The organism is Candidatus Thiodiazotropha sp. AKAK2, assembly GCF_058244685.1.
This window is the reverse complement of the sequence record NZ_JBSYOP010000039.1, coordinates 1-17,049: the sequence shown is the minus strand read 5'-3', so window position 1 is coordinate 17,049 and position 17,049 is coordinate 1. Positions and strand designations below refer to the sequence as shown.

At 53.4% G+C, this 17,049-nt stretch carries 15 protein-coding genes; 3 read left to right on the top strand and 12 right to left on the bottom strand.

All coding sequences use genetic code 11. The features are described from left to right. Positions 1–27 precede the first annotated feature (27 nt). From AC4IE8_RS21345 to AC4IE8_RS21310, 8 genes are all read right to left on the bottom strand, one after another. Positions 28–1,377, bottom strand: a complete 1,350-nt coding sequence (locus AC4IE8_RS21345; protein ID WP_490792004.1) for an ATP-binding protein — start codon at positions 1,375–1,377, stop codon at positions 28–30. After that, complete coding sequence (locus AC4IE8_RS21340; RefSeq protein WP_068994186.1) at positions 1,361–2,041, bottom strand: response regulator transcription factor; 681 nt, start codon at positions 2,039–2,041, stop codon at positions 1,361–1,363. Before AC4IE8_RS21340 ends, AC4IE8_RS21345 begins: the two co-directional genes overlap by 17 nt. A 65-nt stretch (positions 2,042–2,106) precedes the next feature. Next, entirely contained in the window at positions 2,107–2,373 is a 267-nt protein-coding gene (locus AC4IE8_RS21335; protein ID WP_068994188.1) for a PepSY domain-containing protein, read from the bottom strand. 159 nt (positions 2,374–2,532) lie between these two features. Beyond that, positions 2,533–3,069 (bottom strand): glycine zipper 2TM domain-containing protein, encoded by a 537-nt coding sequence (locus tag AC4IE8_RS21330; RefSeq protein WP_068994191.1) that lies wholly within the window; start codon positions 3,067–3,069, stop codon positions 2,533–2,535. Between the two features lie 97 nt (positions 3,070–3,166). Further along, on the bottom strand, positions 3,167–3,778 hold the full coding sequence (locus AC4IE8_RS21325; protein WP_068994362.1) for a DUF938 domain-containing protein: 612 nt from the start codon (positions 3,776–3,778) through the stop codon (positions 3,167–3,169). 188 nt (positions 3,779–3,966) lie between these two features. After that, complete coding sequence (locus AC4IE8_RS21320) at positions 3,967–4,836, bottom strand: bile acid:sodium symporter family protein (RefSeq protein ID WP_068994194.1); 870 nt, start codon at positions 4,834–4,836, stop codon at positions 3,967–3,969. Then, positions 4,833–5,681, bottom strand: coding sequence for a prenyltransferase (locus AC4IE8_RS21315; protein ID WP_490792003.1), 849 nt, complete (start codon positions 5,679–5,681; stop codon positions 4,833–4,835). The genes AC4IE8_RS21320 and AC4IE8_RS21315 overlap by 4 nt, the downstream gene beginning before the upstream one ends. Then, positions 5,678–6,940, bottom strand: a complete 1,263-nt coding sequence (locus tag AC4IE8_RS21310) for an outer membrane beta-barrel protein (protein WP_490792002.1) — start codon at positions 6,938–6,940, stop codon at positions 5,678–5,680. Before AC4IE8_RS21310 ends, AC4IE8_RS21315 begins: the two co-directional genes overlap by 4 nt. A gap of 336 nt (positions 6,941–7,276) precedes the next feature. On the opposite strand from AC4IE8_RS21310, the gene AC4IE8_RS21305 reads away from it, so the two are divergent. After that, a complete protein-coding gene (locus AC4IE8_RS21305; protein ID WP_083226170.1) occupies positions 7,277–8,212 on the top strand; it encodes an ABC transporter ATP-binding protein in 936 nt (311 codons plus the stop codon). Then, positions 8,209–9,021 carry an ABC transporter permease gene (locus AC4IE8_RS21300; RefSeq protein WP_083226171.1) on the top strand — a complete coding sequence of 271 codons (813 nt, stop codon included), beginning with the start codon at positions 8,209–8,211 and terminating at the stop codon, positions 9,019–9,021. The genes AC4IE8_RS21305 and AC4IE8_RS21300 overlap by 4 nt, the downstream gene beginning before the upstream one ends. Positions 9,022–9,120: 99 nt before the next feature. Here AC4IE8_RS21300 and AC4IE8_RS21295 read toward each other — a convergent pair whose 3' ends face one another. Then, positions 9,121–11,817 (bottom strand): diguanylate cyclase domain-containing protein, encoded by a 2,697-nt coding sequence (locus AC4IE8_RS21295; protein ID WP_490792001.1) that lies wholly within the window; start codon positions 11,815–11,817, stop codon positions 9,121–9,123. A 683-nt stretch (positions 11,818–12,500) separates the two neighbouring features. Continuing rightward, a complete protein-coding gene (locus tag AC4IE8_RS21290; RefSeq protein ID WP_490792000.1) occupies positions 12,501–13,505 on the bottom strand; it encodes an alpha/beta fold hydrolase in 1,005 nt (334 codons plus the stop codon). Positions 13,506–13,600: 95 nt separating this feature from the next. Between AC4IE8_RS21290 and AC4IE8_RS21285 the strand changes: the two genes are divergently transcribed. Further along, on the top strand, positions 13,601–13,978 hold the full coding sequence (locus AC4IE8_RS21285) for a winged helix-turn-helix transcriptional regulator (RefSeq protein WP_068987294.1): 378 nt from the start codon (positions 13,601–13,603) through the stop codon (positions 13,976–13,978). Between the two features lie 65 nt (positions 13,979–14,043). Here AC4IE8_RS21285 and AC4IE8_RS21280 read toward each other — a convergent pair whose 3' ends face one another. Both AC4IE8_RS21280 and hemF read right to left on the bottom strand, forming a co-directional pair. After that, complete coding sequence (locus AC4IE8_RS21280) at positions 14,044–15,657, bottom strand: cation:proton antiporter family protein (protein WP_068987293.1); 1,614 nt, start codon at positions 15,655–15,657, stop codon at positions 14,044–14,046. A gap of 253 nt (positions 15,658–15,910) precedes the next feature. After that, positions 15,911–16,837 carry an oxygen-dependent coproporphyrinogen oxidase gene (gene hemF, locus AC4IE8_RS21275; protein ID WP_490791999.1) on the bottom strand — a complete coding sequence of 309 codons (927 nt, stop codon included), beginning with the start codon at positions 16,835–16,837 and terminating at the stop codon, positions 15,911–15,913. Positions 16,838–17,049 lie beyond the last annotated feature (212 nt).

The window sequence follows — 17,049 nt, the reverse complement described above, 5'->3', positions numbered from 1 at the left end:
TACCCCAGCGCCGGACAGCTCTATCTATCAACTCTCCGGGAATTGAATCTCCACCGCAGCCCCACCCAGATCGGCGGATTTACCAAGTTTGATCTCCCCTCCATAGGCCTGTGCGATATCCAGGGCCACGGCCAAACCGATTCCCTGGCCGGGCTGCCTGGTATCGGCTCGATTGCCCCGTTGAAACACACTCTGCTGAAGGTGCTGGGGAATCCCCTCCCCATCATCTTCAATGAGAATCGACAGTGAGGGATCAGATCTCACCGTCACCCGAATCCGGCTGCGGCCATATTTACAGGCATTCTCCGTCAGGTTGCCGAGCAGCTCCATCAGATCCCCCTCTTCACCGAAAAAGCGGCTCTCCGGGGCAACCGTCGTCTGCCACTCAATCCCCTTCTCCAGATAGACCTTGTCCAGAGATCTGACCAGCCTTTCAAGCAGCGGCCCGATCTCCAGACTCTGGGTCAGCAGATGTCGCCCTGAAGCGGCGGCGCGCTGCAATTGATGACTGACGATCTGGTTCATTCGCTCGACCTGTTCCCGCACCGTCTGTTCGGTGTGACTGCCGGGCTGGTCGGCAATACCCTGCAGGATCGCCAGGGGTGTCTTCAGACTGTGGGCCAGATCGCCGAGACTGTCACGATAGCGTTGCTGTCGTGCCTGGGCATGCTGAATCAGGGAGTTGATATTTGAGGTGAGTCGATTCAACTCTTTGGGGTAGCGCCCCTGGAGTTTTTCCGAGCGTCCCGACTCGATCTCTGTGAGCGCCTGTTCCACCTCGCGCAGCGGCCGTAACCCCCAACTCAAGACCCACCCCTGCACCAACAGCAGTAGTAGCGCTGCACCTCCCAGCCAGAGAAACAGGGTATCGCGATAGGTGGCAATCTGCTCCTGGATCGGCTGCAGGTCCTCGGCCACCGACAGCACATACTTCAACTCCCGCCCATTGAAGTCCTCCCAGACCACCGCAAAGTTAAAGCCCATGACATCCCCAACGGTCAATTGGAATCGACCACTCTCAGACTCACCGGGGGCAATGTCACGGGAGAAACTCAACGCCTGTCCAAGTGATGAGCCTGAATGCCAGTTGTAACCTTCCGGATATTGGACCACCTGGGCATAGAGACCGGATTCGGGGCGATTGAAGCGGGGATCGGTCAATACCCTGGGCATGGTCAGTTGCCCCTCACTCCCCTCTTCCGCGGCGGCAAGCAGCGCATAGACATTGCTTAACAGTCTGGCCTCGAGCGCCTCTTCCGTGGCGGATCGAAACGCCTTGTCCAGCGACAGACCGGTGAGACCAAGGAAGGCACCCAGCACCAGGGATGCCGCCAACAGCAGACGTTGCCGAATCGAGAGATTAGATATTCCGCTCAAGGGCAAACCGGTAACCTCTTCCGCGCAGTGTCTCAATCGGTTTGTAGCGGTCTTCCGGGTCGAGTTTTTTACGCAGGCGTCTGACAAAAACCTCAATGGTATTACTGTCCCGGTCCCAGTCCTGCTCATAGATATGCTCGGTGAGATCGGTCTTCGAGACCACCTCTCCCGCATGCAGCATCATATATTCGAGCACCTTGTATTCGTAGGCGGTCAACTCGACGGGCTGATCATTGATCGATACGGCCTGAGTCCGGGTATCCAGGGAGACAGGACCACCCGACAGCACGGGCTGAGACCAGCCACCGGAGCGTCTCAACAGAGCATTCAGTCTGGCCAGTAGCTCTTCCACATGGAAGGGTTTCACCAGATAGTCGTCCGCGCCGGCCTCCAAGCCTTCCACCTTATCCTGCCAGTTGCCTCGTGCGGTAAGAATCAGAATCGGAAAATGCTTATCCAGTTTTCGCAATTCGCGGATCAGCTCGATACCGGACATTTTCGGCAGACCGATATCGACGATGCCCACATCGATCGCATACTCCCGCCCGAGGAAAAGGCCTTCTGCACCATCTTCCGCACTGTCAACGGTGTAGCCGGTTTCAGCCAGTCGGGCGGCAAGCGGTTCGCGGATTTCCGCTTCATCTTCTACCAGCAGAACACGCATCGTAGGCCCCCGACCTTCAGCTCAGTTGAGTGAAAACTGATGGACACTGTAAAACCATCCGTTGATCAGCGTCTGCCACCTTTGCCTCCACCCCGGTTATTTGCATTGATTCGTAACCGACGCACCTTACCGTCTTGCGTCAGAATGCGGATATTGTGCACTCTCTGCCCGTCCTGGTTACGGGTTTCCGCCGAAATCACCTGGCCACCGGTACGCTTTTTAGCCTGCTCTACAGCCTTGTTGAGGCTCACCTCGGCCAACGCCGGGTTCAGCGACAACAGCAGCAAGCTGAGCAGCAGGGTACGCCAAAGTTGTGATCTGCTTTTCCTCATAGGATGAAAACCCGATGGTAGATTTGAAACCTGTTCAGTCCGCACCTGCAGCGAGCCAGGGCACTACCCGGCTCGCCACAGATGGTCTATCAGTTATACCTCTTTCGTCAGTTTAATGCGATTTTCCAGTCAGACAATCACAGGACAATCAAATTCAGATCAGTGATCATGGATCGGCCTGACACTGACTCGCACAGGGATCCGCTCTCCCGGGTGCTCTTTTGTGAAAGTTGTGAAGACCCGGCCCCGATAACGATAGGTCACATCATAGCCGGTCAGCTGCTCCTCATAGTGGGTCTGATGAGTGGTTTCACAACGACGTTCATAGGAAGTTGAATAGTGACCTCCTCCACGCTTCTGATGACTCAGGTCGTGGCCGATGGCGCCACCCAGCAGGGTTCCGGCCAGAGTTGCCGCATCCTTGCCTCTACCGCGTCCGCGGCTGACGGAATTGGCGACCACACCACCGATGATACCGCCCAGAACTGTACCGGTGTAGCCATGCTCTCCGGGCTGGTATTGAGTGACCTCTTCATCCCAGCAGTGGCGCTCCGGCTCGGTGATCTCCACCGTCCGGTAGACAGGTTCCACATCGATGACCTTGGCGCTATCCTGGTAACGATCCCGTGGCCCGGCTGTGGCGCTCATCGACAGGGCCAGCGTTAGGATCCCGGTAATCAGTGAGGTTTTTTTCATGACGCTCTCCTGGCAGATACAGATAATTGAGGTGAGTGGCTCACCGTTGTTATCTACAGCTTAAGAGAGTCAAACTGAACGTTAACTGAATCTCATACTATGCGGGGTCAGAGCGTTTACGCCAGACCAGGATACGGTTGTTCACCGGCATCTCGATATCCTCTTCAAAGATCAGGCCCTGATCTGCAGCCAAAGCATTCAGATCGTCAAAATCCCTGATGCCACTCAACGCATCCCGGGATTTCAGCCATTCATCGAAGCGACTGTTGCTTTCACTGGTGAAGGCCCCCTGGTAGTTGAATGGCCCATACAAAACAAACTGCCCTTCTGCCTGCAGCACACGACCAACCCCTTGGAACAGGCTGATCACAGCCGGCCAGGACATGATATGGGTGGTATTGGCACTGAATACGGCGTCGTAGCGGATCTCCGGCCAGGCCGAGGTAACGTCGAGCGAGAATGGGGATAACAGATTGTCCAGCCCGGCTTCAGACAACCAGGCCCGGATGCCCTCGAGATTCTCCTCCCGGTCACTGGTTTGCCAGGTCAGATCCGGCAGTGCCGCCGCGAAAAAGACCCCATGCTGACCGGTCCCACTGCCAATTTCCAGGACCGAGCGTGTCGCACGGAACAACCGCTGCAGCTGCTCCAGAATCGGCACCTTATTCTCATCACAGGCTTCGGCGTAGGGTTTGTTTGCCTGACTCAAGTTGAACTCCAATGGTTGTGTCCCATAACAGTTGCCGATTATAGCCGCTAGTCCGTTGCCAAGCCCGCAGGGATGCCGATTCCCGGTTATACCCCTTGCAACATGTAGGACACCCAACGGGCATAAAGATTACGGCGCTGATCAATTCAACAGCTATCTACTCAATGACGGACAACGGCACCCAACTATCATGCGATCGCAGCCTGTCTGCGGTTGAGCCAGAGGATATAGGCAAAGGTCGGTATCAGCATCAGTATGCCGTACATCACCGGCGCAATGGTCATATTGGGGTTGTTGAGAATCGTGCCGGTGACGAGAATCGCCGTACCACCGTTCTGAATTCCGGTCTCTATGGCAATGGTCCGGGCCGTACGGACTGGCATGCTGGCCAATTTCGCCACTGCGTAACCCAGACCCAGGGCGATGCTCGACAACAACAACGCCGGCACGCCGGTCTGATCCAGGAACAAGGCCATTGAGTCCCGGTTTTGCCAGATAATCCCGCCGATCACCAACAACAGCATGATCAAGGGGATGCGGGTTATCAGCCTCTCATGTTTCAGACAAAAGCCCGCCCGATAGTGACGCAACAACATACCAAGCAGTACGGGAATCAGAGTGATTACCACCAGTTTGGCGAAGGTCGGCAGGAAAGGAAGCACAATTTCACTCTGATCACCCAACTGCCATTCAAGTACCAGCCCCCCGAGCAGAGGGATGGTCAACGGTGTCACCAGGCTGACGATCGCGGTCAGAGTGATGGAGAGGGCCACATCACCCTGCGCCAGATAGGAGAACATGTTCGATGTGGTGCCGCCCGGACTGAAGGCCAGAATCATGAAACCGATGAATAGCTCAGGCGGCAGCTGCAGTAGAGACAATAGGATGAATGCCGCCAGCGGCAGGACGACCATCTGACTGATCACTCCGGTGATGACAGCGGCTGGGGTTTCCAGTACCCGCTTGAAATCGGCAGCCACCAGACGGCTACCCATGCTGAACATGATACAGAACAGGGTTACCGGTAGCGCCAGTTTCAGTACGATGTCGTGATTCATGGCAGTTGCATCCAGAGTGTCGCCAGATAGGTGGCACCGAAAAGCAGATAGAAACGACCGGTCAGCGGCGTCAATCTGCGGCGCTGGGACGCATTGGCGGTGAGCAGGCTGATCGGACCGATCAGTGCGATCGAGGTTACCAGCAACATGACAATGCCCGGCAGCATCTGGGTCCAGTAGAGCAAGGCGCTGACCAGATAGACCAGACTCACCAGCAGGTAGTAGAGCTTGATGCCGGAGCGGTAGCCGATACGCACAATCAACGTACGGATACCGGCCTCTCGATCCGCTTCGTAGTCCCGCAGTTCGTTACTCAGCAACAGCAAGGAGGACAACAGGCTGAACGGTAGTGACAACCAGAACACCTCAAGGGTGTAGATGCCGGTGAGAACGTAGTAGGAGCCACCGATCAGCAACACCCCCATCAACAGGAACACCAGCAGAATACCCAGTCCCCGCTGTTTGTAATTGACCTTGCCGCCGGTGTAACCCCAGGCACCGGCCACCCCGATCAGCCCGAGCAGCAACAGAGGCCAACCGCGGACACTCACCATGTAGAGCCCCAGGGCGATGGCCAGCAGCATCACCCCCCAGCCTACGCTGGCATTGCGCCGGATCGCCTGCTTGAGCGCCGACTCCAGCCCGGGCGTTTGCAGATCGGGCGTGTCATTGATCAGATTCACCGCCACCTGCAGTAACACGCCGGTCAGCAATACCAGCCAGGCCATCCAGCCATCCACAGCCTGGTCGATCAGTGCCAGACTGACCCCCAGGCCACAGGTGGCGATGGCCACGACCAGGGAAAATGGTCGCATGGCGCCGATAAAACTGTATTTGCCGCTCATAGGTTAAATGACCAGGTGACATCCAGAGAGGCCACCCACTGCTTTTTCTCCTCACCAAAAAAAGTGCTCGGTACCCGGCCACCGAAAGGCGCGCCGGCGCCGGAATAGTGATCATAGCGCAGTTCAGGGCGAATCCTGAGACCTTCCCTCACCCACCAGGAGAGATTGGCGGTCAATCCCCGATAGATACCCGCTGGTAACAGCGCGTGAGCCCCATCCGCATCCTTGAACCACTCCATTCTCAGTCCAATCTGACTATCTTCACGCCACTTCAGGTACCAGTTCAGATTGGCACCGTACCAGCGACTGTCCCGGGTGATCAGAAAGCCGGGGGGATTGTTGCTATCCGCCAGCAGATCGCCCCCTTCCTGATAGCCGTAGACGGCGTTCAACGCGACCCGGTGGATCGGGTTGAAACGGTGACTTAACAACACCGAGTGCATGCGGCGCAACAGCTTTTCGCCCTTAGTGCTGACCGCGTTGAACGGCCGTGTCTGTTCAGTCAGGCCATCTTCCGACTGTTCGTAGCCGATGATGTTCTCAAAATCGAACCAGGTCCTGAAATCGGCACTGCGCCAACGAATGTCGAACAGCAGCGTCTTGTCGTCATTGTTGTCCTGCAGGTTGTTCCAACCCTGCACCAATCCCAGACCGACAGACCAGAGACCAAGCTCTGCGGCCATCGGCAGCTTTAGCGCCCCCATCACCCCCACATGCTTGACCGGTTGATAGACAAAGGCGTAAGAGTGGGTATAGAAGCCGGTTGGCGGATCGACCGGAGCGCCAATCTCATACCCCAGCGAGGTGAACCAACTCCCCGCAATCCAGGAAAAACCGTCCGCCAACGGCAGGTAGCCGCTCAGGAACCACTGGGGCATGAGAAACAGCCGATCCTTGTCCTCGTTGATGGAGAGCTCATCATCCAGACCGTAGGTAATGGCGGCGTCCTCACCGTAGCGCAAGTCGACTTCGAAACCCCAGTCGGACTCTGCCGGTGCGGGACCGGGAAAGGGACCGATCCGGGGTTTGATATTGGAGTTCGCTGACTTTTCGATGATTAACTCCGCCCGATTGAGGTTGACCCCCTCATCGAAATTCAGAAACCCTGACGGGAAAACGTTCTCCGATGAAGAGTCATTGGCAATGGCACCGAACTGGATTCGACTCTGCAGTGTGGGCCAGGCGGAAGCGTGGCAAGCACCGAGGGTGGACACCAGTAACAAAAAAGTGATTATTGATCGTGTAGTAGCCTGTTTCATATAGGGCCGCTACTCTATTTCATTACCGGCCGACCTGGCTTGATCTGAGACAAATCATACCATCCGTAATTCGATCGAGGCATGAGTGGAGAATGTAAAATGGGTATCTTGTTTATGCGTTATGTGGAACTTGGCCTGCACCTGAATGACCAAGAATGATATCAAAAGATCTCACTAGGCCATAGGTTGAGTGTTTGCAGATATCTTTACTCTAACCGTGGAAAATATAGGGTAGGATCCCAGATCAATTGAAGCTATTCAGGACACGATTTGACGTTACTGATATGACGTTGTTCGTAATCATCACCCACTTGGATAACAGGCTAGAGAGACTCGATGAGTAGAGTAATTCAAAACAGCCCAAAACCCTTGCTGGCGGCACATGGGTTGGTAAAGCACTTCGGCTCTGCTCGGGTTGTGAATGGAGTCGATCTACAGTGCCGATCCGGTGAAATCCTGGGCATGCTGGGGGCCAACGGCGCGGGTAAAACCACAACACTCCGTCTCTGTTACGGCTTTTTACAGCCCGACGAAGGCCGTGTGTTTATTGATGGCGTCGAACGGGAGAAAGACCCGGACGGGGTCAATCGTCTGATCGGTGTCTGCACACAGGATGATACCTTCGATACTGATTTCACCGTGCGGGACAACCTGCTCTGGTTTGGACACTATTTTCGTCCAAGACCGACGGATATTGAATCCCGCGTCAGGGAGTTGTTGGAACGCTTCGATCTCGCCCGTTACGCCACGGCTAAACCGGACACCCTGTCCGGCGGCTATCGACGCCGGCTGATGATCGCCAGAGCCTTGGTGCACCAGCCTAAGGTACTTTTCCTAGACGAACCAACAACAGGACTCGACCCTCAGGCGCGGATGGCAGTATGGGAGCTCGTTGACGGCTTACGTAACGAAGGATTGGGAATTGTGCTGACCACCCACTACATGGATGAAGCAGAGCGTTTATCAGATAATCTGCTGATCCTGAAGGAGGGACAAGTAGTCTCGGTGGGGGCGCCGCGTACGGTTTTGGGGGATCTGGTGGGTGAACACGTTGTGGTACTGGACGCCAAGATCCCGGAGGCAGAGATGATAGAGTCCTGGCTTGATAAAGAGGGATTTGGCGAACCAACGCGAATTCTGAACACCTGGCAATTTGCCCTGGACGGTGCGGGTCTGGCTCGCTTCTCTGCCACCTTCGGGCAGTTACGGTTTGAGGTTCGGCCGCCAAATCTCGATGATCTGTTTCTGCAATTGACGGATGACGACTCATGAGGCTCTATCTGGCTATGACAGCCTGGCAGAGCTGGGCCGTATTGCGGCGTCATTTGACCGTCTATCTGCGTAACTGGCACACCGCCGCGCTGCCACCGATCTTTGAACCGATCATCCTGCTGTTGGTATTCGGGGTTGGTCTGGGGAGTAATATCCCCGACTTCGACTGGAAGTCGCAGAATGTCTCCTACCTGGCCTATCTGGCGCCGGGCATTCTCGCCTACACCGTTTTCATGACCGCATTTTTTCAGGCATTGTTCGCCGCCTACATCCGCATGCACTACCAGAAGACCTGGGACGGTCAACTAACCACCCAGGTGAGATTAGAACATGTGGTCTGGGGTGAGGCGCTCTGGTCCGCCAGCCTGGGCCTGGCCTATGCGGTCATCGTACTCTTCGTACTACTCGGTTTTAACCTGGGGGGATGGCTCGATCTTCACTGGACCGGTGTGATTGCGACCCTGCCGCTGCTGTTTCTTGCGGGGGTCGCCTTTGCGGCCCTGGGTCTGTTGTTCACGGCCATCGTACCAACCATTGATCATATGAACATTCCGTTCTATCTGGTGATCATGCCACTGGGTTTTGCCAGCAACACCTACTTCCCTCTGGAGAGCGATGCCTTGTTGGCCCAGGCCTGGTTAATGATCAATCCACTGCACCATCTGGCGGAGGGGGTACGGCTGTTGCTGTTGTCAGGCGTATGGAGTTTCCACCTGATCATGGCGGTGTTTCTATTCCTTCTGATGATCGCTATTTTATTGCCGGTCGATCTGCGGCTGTTACGCCGCAGGGTGCTGGGGGAAAATTGAAGCGAAGCAACCAGACAAGTCAGCCTGAAGCGTGAGGGATCCGCCTGGCTCTCCATTGTCAGGATTGCATTGACGGAAACAGGACGCCTCTCATTCCTGTCACTCTTTTCGTCCCACCGCACCCTGCGTCTCTAACTGCGCAACACGGTAGTCGTTTTTACTTTCCTTCTTGACATCATACATGGCCCTGTCGGCTATCCGCACCAGGCTTTCGCGTGTTTCACCATGATCTGGATAGAGCGCGACTCCCACACTGATGCTGACTTTCAGCTTCTGATCTTCATAGTGGTAGGGGCGCCTCACGGATTGAACAATCTGTTCCGAAACACGCTTGATATCCGCTAGCGTCTGAATGGAGGTCAATACAATCAGGAACTCATCTCCGCCCATGCGCGCGACAGTATCGACCTCACGCACCTTGCTCTCCAATCGAGCCGCCACTTCCTTAAGCAACGCATCACCCGCATCGTGCCCAAACTCATCGTTGATCGCCTTGAACCCATCAAGATCGATAAACAGTATGGCCATCTTACATTTTTCCCGTCGCGCCTTGGCAATCGCCATCTCTATTCGGTCTTCCGCCAGACGCAGACCGGCGAGACCGGTGAGCGCGTCATGGGTAGCCAGGCGTTGGATCTCCATAGCGGCCGCTTTACGCTCGGTAATGTCATTCCCCATACAGAAAATGGCCGAGTGCCCGCGGTAGGGAATACGCGTCAGGGAAACCTCCACAGGAAAGGTTGTACCGTCACGCTTTATATGCTCCCACTCAAAACGGTTATAGCCATATTTCATGGCCTGCCCTATCATTGCTTTGGCTTTCTCGGCGGAGGACATGCCATCGGGCTGGAATTCCGGTGACAACTCCCAGGGTGGCGTGTTGACCAGCTGATCCGGGCTCGCGTATCCCAGCAGACGGGATGCCGCGTGATTGGTCATGACAAACTGATTATCCTCGATCAGCCACATCGGATCTTCCGAGGTTTCGAAGATCAAGCGGTATTTCTCTTCACTCTCGACCAGCTGACTGTTGATCTCGTTCAGCCGCTCATTGATCCTGGCCAGATCGACTGTCCGTTCCCTGACGCGATGCCGCAGGATCAGATTCCAGGCCAGAACGATGCCTACCGCAAACACTCCGAGCACAGCAAGCAGTACAACCCACTGTTCACGTGACAGTTGCCACCATGCCCGATCCGCCACATCGAAACGCACCCATCGATCCATGATGGCGCGCCGCTCCTCCTCAGTGATCAGCCTCAGCCCTTTATCGAGAATATGGCGCAACATAGGCCAGTCACTGCGTACCGCCAATGACAAGCGGTAGCGGTAACCGGACTCTCCGGCAACTTTCAGGTTACTGATCCCTTCCTGTTCCATGTAATAGGTGGAGGTGGCCAGGTTACCGATCATGGCATCCACCTCACCGAAAGAGACCTTGCGTAAAGCACTGCGGATATCGGGGGCCACATCGAGTGTTATCGCAGGATAGTTTTTCAAAAGAAAGTCATGCGCGGCATAACCCGAGACAACAGTTACCTCCTTCCCGATCAGGCCCTGCATTCCCAGCACCCCCTCCTCGTCACGCCGCGTCATTATGACAGCAGGGACATCAATCATGGGTTGGGTAAAAGACATATACTCCAGACGCTGTTCGGTAGGGCTGGCCGCTGCCCACATGTCCACCTCACGGTGTTGCGCCTGGACCACCGCCTGGTCCCAGTTTTCCAGACGTACGATGTCAAAACGAAAGCCGATCTTCTCTTCCAATTTTCGCACATAGTCAGCCGCCAGACCATAATACGCACCGCTCTCATCGAAATACTCGATAGGCGGAAAATCGGGATCCGGAGCGATTCGTATCACGGGATGCTGTTCCAGCCACAGTCTCTCCTGGTGCGTAAAGAGGGTCCTGTTAAGATTGACCTGGATACTCTCCGCAGGGAGATTGGTTGGATCGATAGCAAAACGATCCAACTGAATGCTATCGAACATCAACCGATTCACACCGGTTTTGAGGACAGGTATCTCGGATACCGGCTTCCCGTTGAGGATCTGTGCCATCAAGCCCCCGACGGCGCGACCCTGGCGATATCCACTGACCGCATAGCCACCCACCACACCCTGGCCAATACGAAACTCCAGCATGCTGTAGACGGGCGCCTTGCTCGTGGTGGAGATCAGGCGCGAACTCTCTTTGGGAGGGATAAAGAGATCCAATCCGTCCCGATAGTAGTTGCCAAGAAGGACGATACTGTCCGCCGGTAGCCTTTCCAATTGCCGCTCAAGTTCTGCAATCGGCATCTTCTCCGCGTAACGGACAGGTATACTGAGATCCATCCCTTTCAGCTGTTGACGGATATCCGCTTCCGTGGCCAGTCCGGTCGGCAGATGGTCATTGATCACCAAAACCTGCTGGGAGTTGGGATGCAACTCCAATGCCAGCGACAAGGTGCCTTTGGCATCATAGGTCTCCGTCACACCGGTGTAATTCGGGTACCCCTCAAGCTGTTCCTCATTGAAGAAATTGATACCGCAGAATACCACTGGAACACCGGAAAAAAGTACCTCACCATGACGGCGCACAAAGTCAAAGGCATTGTTATCCGTGACGAGCACGGTTGCGAACTGGTTATCTGTGAACTTGTTACTTAAAAAATCACGGACCTGCTGCTCATACTCAGGTGTAAAAGGGATGCGCTTGGTGTCCATGTACTCCGAAAAGATTTCGATCTGACCAGCCTTCCCTCGCAGGGCATCACGCACACCTCGCTCAATATCAACAACCCAATCCATGCTTGAATGGTATGAGTTCAGGATCAATACCTGCTGAACCTTCCCCTGTTCAGCTGAACAGAGCAGAGGAATTAATATCAGAAAACAGAGCAGCAGTCGCGGCAGGTTTGCCCGGTGGAAAAAAGGGCCTTCATCAGAATCAACACTTACTACTATCTTCTTGGTGCTGTTATGCAAAATTCGTAAAAAACCGCAGAACCGCAATGCACACACTCAAATATCCCCGGTCTGTATTAATTATTAATCCGGCGACCAAATCGTTCGCTCTCAGCCAAGATAGCCTGTCTTTAATAATATGCAAATTGCTAGGGACTTCAAGCCTGCTGCGCTTGCACCGCAACATCCACCTGCATTCTCGCGTATCGGTAAAGCAACCACGATACTGCCGCATGTCATGGCTAACAATTGATATCAGAGATCTACCGGCAGCAGCTGTCCACCCGAACAGTAGTAACGTAAAATAACCAGCTATTCCGTAACTTGCACCAACCGTTCATACCCAAACCAGGAAACAGGGTTTGCAACGGCAGCAGGCGATCCACATTTCCTGGGAATCTGAACTCCCATGGAATTCCTGACTATCCAATTGAATGCCCATCTGTATCCGTTCCCATCCTCTAAGGGCAGTCTCATTGCTTTTAAATTCCGGTGACCAATGCTGAGTCTCTATTTAAGTTGCAAGCTTATCTTCCTGCACCATCGGAGCTTGGAAAATCACGAATCAGCGATGCCACGACCGACGGTTTATCGATCTGCACAAAATGCCCTGCACCTTCGATTAAATGGATCTCAGAGTTGGGCAACAGCTGATGAAAGTCTTTCGCCACACCGGCATTCAGGTCCGTATCGTCATTACCGAATATGATCCGCACCGGGGTCTGCAGTCTCTGTAATGCCGGAATCTTCTCCTGACGTTTTTCGATCTCCTCATTCAATACCCGGTTCAGGCTGAAAAAGGCGGGACGGATCTGCAGTGATTGATAACCGAGTATCTTTTGAAACGGTTCCCGTAAGGCGTCTGTGCTGATGAACTTGGCAATCTGTTGATTGTAGCCTTGCATCCAGAGGCTATCGAAGTGGCTCGTTGCCCAGACCGATAGGTCTCGATAGAGACCTGGTGTTGAAAAACGTTTGATTGCCTCAGGCGCCTTTAACGTGGGTGAAGATGCGTAATAGGTGTTAAGCAATACCAGGCCTGAAGATTTGAGTGGATTGTCCAAAGCCCAGTCTATTCCGGGTTGACCGGACGCATCGTGCATGACAAGAACTACCTGGTTCAGGTTGAAATGATCAATCACTGCCTCCAGGTCCCGGCGCAGACTGGCTACGTCATATCGATGCTGCTCAGGCTTGTCTGAATCGCCCCAGCCTAAAAAATCGAAAGTGATGATATGACGGTGTTTAGCAAGCAGCGGCACCAGTCTGTCATAGAGATGCATACTGTCCGGAAAGCCATGCATCATAACCAGGGTCGGTTTATGACTCTCGACTCCGTATTCACGGGCATGAATCTTAAAACCGTCCCGGGGTAATTGGTGGAGTCGGTAATCGGTTTCGGCCCGGTAACGCTCTTCGTAAGCTTGAAAGTAGCCACTATGATCCACGGTTGCGCAGCCATTCAACAACAGAATGAAAAAAACCATTTTACCGAACGCCATCAACTTATAGACCCGTAATTCCATTTTCATTGCCTCACATTGTCACTTGCATTTTTAAAGTTACTTCAGTCTAGACAACTTACTTGTTAATTGCAAGTTACTCGATAGCGTGCTAACTTGAAATCATGGCAAAGCAGACTGAAAGCAGCGAAAAGTTCAAAAGATCATCATGCCCGGTGGCATCCACACTCGACATCATCGGTGATAAATGGACCCTGCTTGTTGTCAGGGATCTGTTTGCCGGCAAGCGAACCTATAGTGAATTTCAGGGATCTCCCGAGAAAATTCCGACCAATATTCTGGCAGAAAGGCTAAAACGGCTGGCTGAGTATGAGATCGTTGTGAAAAAACCATACCAACATCATCCTGTGCGCTATGAATATCTACTCACAGCAAAAGGCAAGGATTTGGGCCCTGTTTTAATGACGATGGTTCAGTGGGGTGAAAAGCATCTACCCGGCACAAAAGCTCAGATAATACCGGCGAAAGAGGCGAAACCATAAGAGTTGCTGGCTTCATGACCATTAACTCTGGCGTTGCCTGAAAGTGATTGAGTGATGAATGAGTTTCAAGCTTTATCGAGTGTATTGAAATGTTGTTTCAAATCCTCAGCGAAACCTTTGCCGGCCTCTGTATAGATATTGAAAACAAAATTTACCCCTAGCTTCTTCAGCGAGGCAATTTCATCATGAAACTTGGATGTTGAAGCGATATGCCCTTCAAATCCAATCTCACGCAAGCGCTCAGCAGCGGCCAGGTTCGCCGGGTGTCTGGGTAATGCTAGAATTACCCATTTCAACTTTGCGGCCAGATCTGGCGCACGTGACCAGAAATCGGGGTTGGTAGCATCTCCCTTGACAACCTGCTGACCCTGGGCCAGATGTCTCTCGACCTGGAAATCATCCATGTCGATCCCTAGCACTTTGCCAGGAAAGTCTACGGCAAGTGAATCGTAGACTGAACTACCAACACGCCCCATTCCAAACACCAGCACCTGGACATCACCTATCTGTATATCTTCCTCTCCAGAGAGACGCTGTTTACGCTCCATGCGTTTGAATCGTGGTCGCCACAGCGTATACAGACGCTCACCGTTATCTATGATCGGTGCAGCACCGATAAAAGAGAGCGACAGCAGAATGGCGAATACCGCCATCCATTCAGCTGGAAGCCAACCGGCTGCGACCGATACCGACCCGACAATCAAGCCAAACTCGCTGTAGTTGGCCAATACAAGGGAAGAACGCCAGGATGTACTTGCTCGCAATTTAAAGGCAGCAAACAGGCCGAAATACAACGCGGTCTTGATGGGTAGCACGAGAAGGAAGAGGCAGGCCAACAGAATCGCATTCCAACTTGGTGGCACGGCCATACCGACACTGAGAAAAAAACCCACTAAAAACAACTCTTTGAAACCAAGTAGATTTTTTGCCATTTCATTAGCCTTGGGATGACCAGCCAGCAGCATCCCAACCACCAGCGCCCCCAAGTCTCCCTTGAGATTAACCAGCTCGAACAGGTCGGCACCACCCAGTGCCAATACAAAACCGTAGAGCACCAATAATTCGCCGTGACCGGTTCGCGACAGAACTGCAAACAGCAAGTAACGCAGCGGAATGAGCGCCAATAACCCAAATGCCCATAGCGATGGCAGTTTACCCGCAGATACGGCAAGAAACGCCACTGCAGCTATATCCTGTATGATCAGCACGCCAATGGCGATTAAGCCATAAAACGAACCACTCCCTCCGGCCTGATCAAGGCTTTTAACCGCAAATACCGTACTGGAAAATGTCAGGGCAAAACCGATGATCAACGCTGTTTGTAACTCAACCCCCGAGACCAGTGGCAAACCAAATGAGGAGAGAAAAAGCACAAACATCGTCATCAAACCAACCACCAGAGCCATATGTAAAATGGCCACACCCCAGACATGGGGTGGCAGCAATACTTTTAGGCGCAGCTTCAAACCAATGGTAAACAGCAAAAGCGTAACACCCAGGTCAGCGGTGATACGAAGAAAATCACCACCTTCGGCACCTGCAGCATTGAGCATAAAACCGGCCAGTAAAAAGCCAACCAATGGTGGTAAACCAATGTGACTTACCAGTAACCCACAGGCAAATGCAAACCCAATCCACAACGGTTCACGTGGATCTATTGATAGCAGGAGGGAGTCCATACGTAAGGTTAACTTAATTCAGGGGATTAAGGAAAAAACACCGGCTTTCAAACCAATGATATCTGCAATCATAAACTACTGAAAAAAACGGTATAAACATGATGCTTAAGGTTTGCAATGAACCAACGGTTTCTGATTTGTTATTAACCTTCATTTATTTGGGTCCGCAGTCAAGGTCTCCCCTGCTGCGGCAGGAGTGACTTTCCTTGCAGATTTGACGGGTTTATCGTCATAAGCCAAAAGCAAACTGGTGTCAGTCTACCCAATCTTTGGGTTTTAAGAAATGCTCATACAATCGAGCCTCTTCCGAACCTGCCTGCGGAGTCCAGCTATACTGCCAACGTACCAGTGGAGGCAGGGACATCAGAATCGATTCCGTACGCCCGCCGGATTGCAGACCAAACAGCGTACCCCGATCATAGACCAGGTTAAACTCCACGTAGCGTCCGCGACGATAGAGTTGAAAATCCCGCTCCCGCTCGCCGTAGGGCGTATCCCGTCGACGCTGCACAATCGGCAGATAGGCGTCCAGATAGTGGTCACCAACACTTTGCATGAAATCGAAGGACTTACTGAACCCCCACTCATTCAGATCGTCAAAAAAGAGACCTCCGATTCCTCGTGGTTCCTGCCGGTGCTTAAGATAGAAGTATTCGTCACACCACTTTTTATATCGGCTGTAGACATCCTCGCCGAACGGCAGGCAGGCCTTTTTAGCAACCTGGTGCCAGGCTCTGCAATCTTCATCGAAGCCATAATAGGGAGTCAGGTCAAAACCACCGCCAAACCACCAGACCGGAGCTTCCCCGGCTTTTTCGGCGATAAAAAAGCGGACGTTGGCGTGTGAGGTCGGTACATAGGGATTGTTTGGATGTATCACCAGGGATAGGCCCATGGCTTCGAACGCCCGCCCCGCCAACTCCGGTCGATGCGCGGTCGCCGAACCGGGTAACTGACTGCCACTGACATGGGAGAAGTTGACCCCGGCCTGCTCAAACACGTCACCAGCCTGAAGCACAGCACTGATCCCGCCACCCCCCAATCGCTCCCCCGCTTCCCGCTGCCAGCTATCCTGTAGAAAGCCGGTGTGACCATCCTCCTGTTCAAGGGCAGAACAAATAGTCTGTTGCAGATTCAACAGGTACTCCTTCACCTGGGATTTGTTTGGTTCTTCATTCAAGGTCGTCATATCTCTTGTTGTTTTAGGTATTCATGGCACAGCCGATCCCAATAACCCGCTATTGGCAAGCTGCCGGGTTAATAACTTGTGTACGCCCAGCATGGGCATGAACTGATGGGGTGTAAGTCCCCTGTAGGAGAACCACGGTCGATGATCGATGAGTTGCATAGGCGTCCCTCTCAGAGTCAGATTCCCTATCAATTCATGTATTT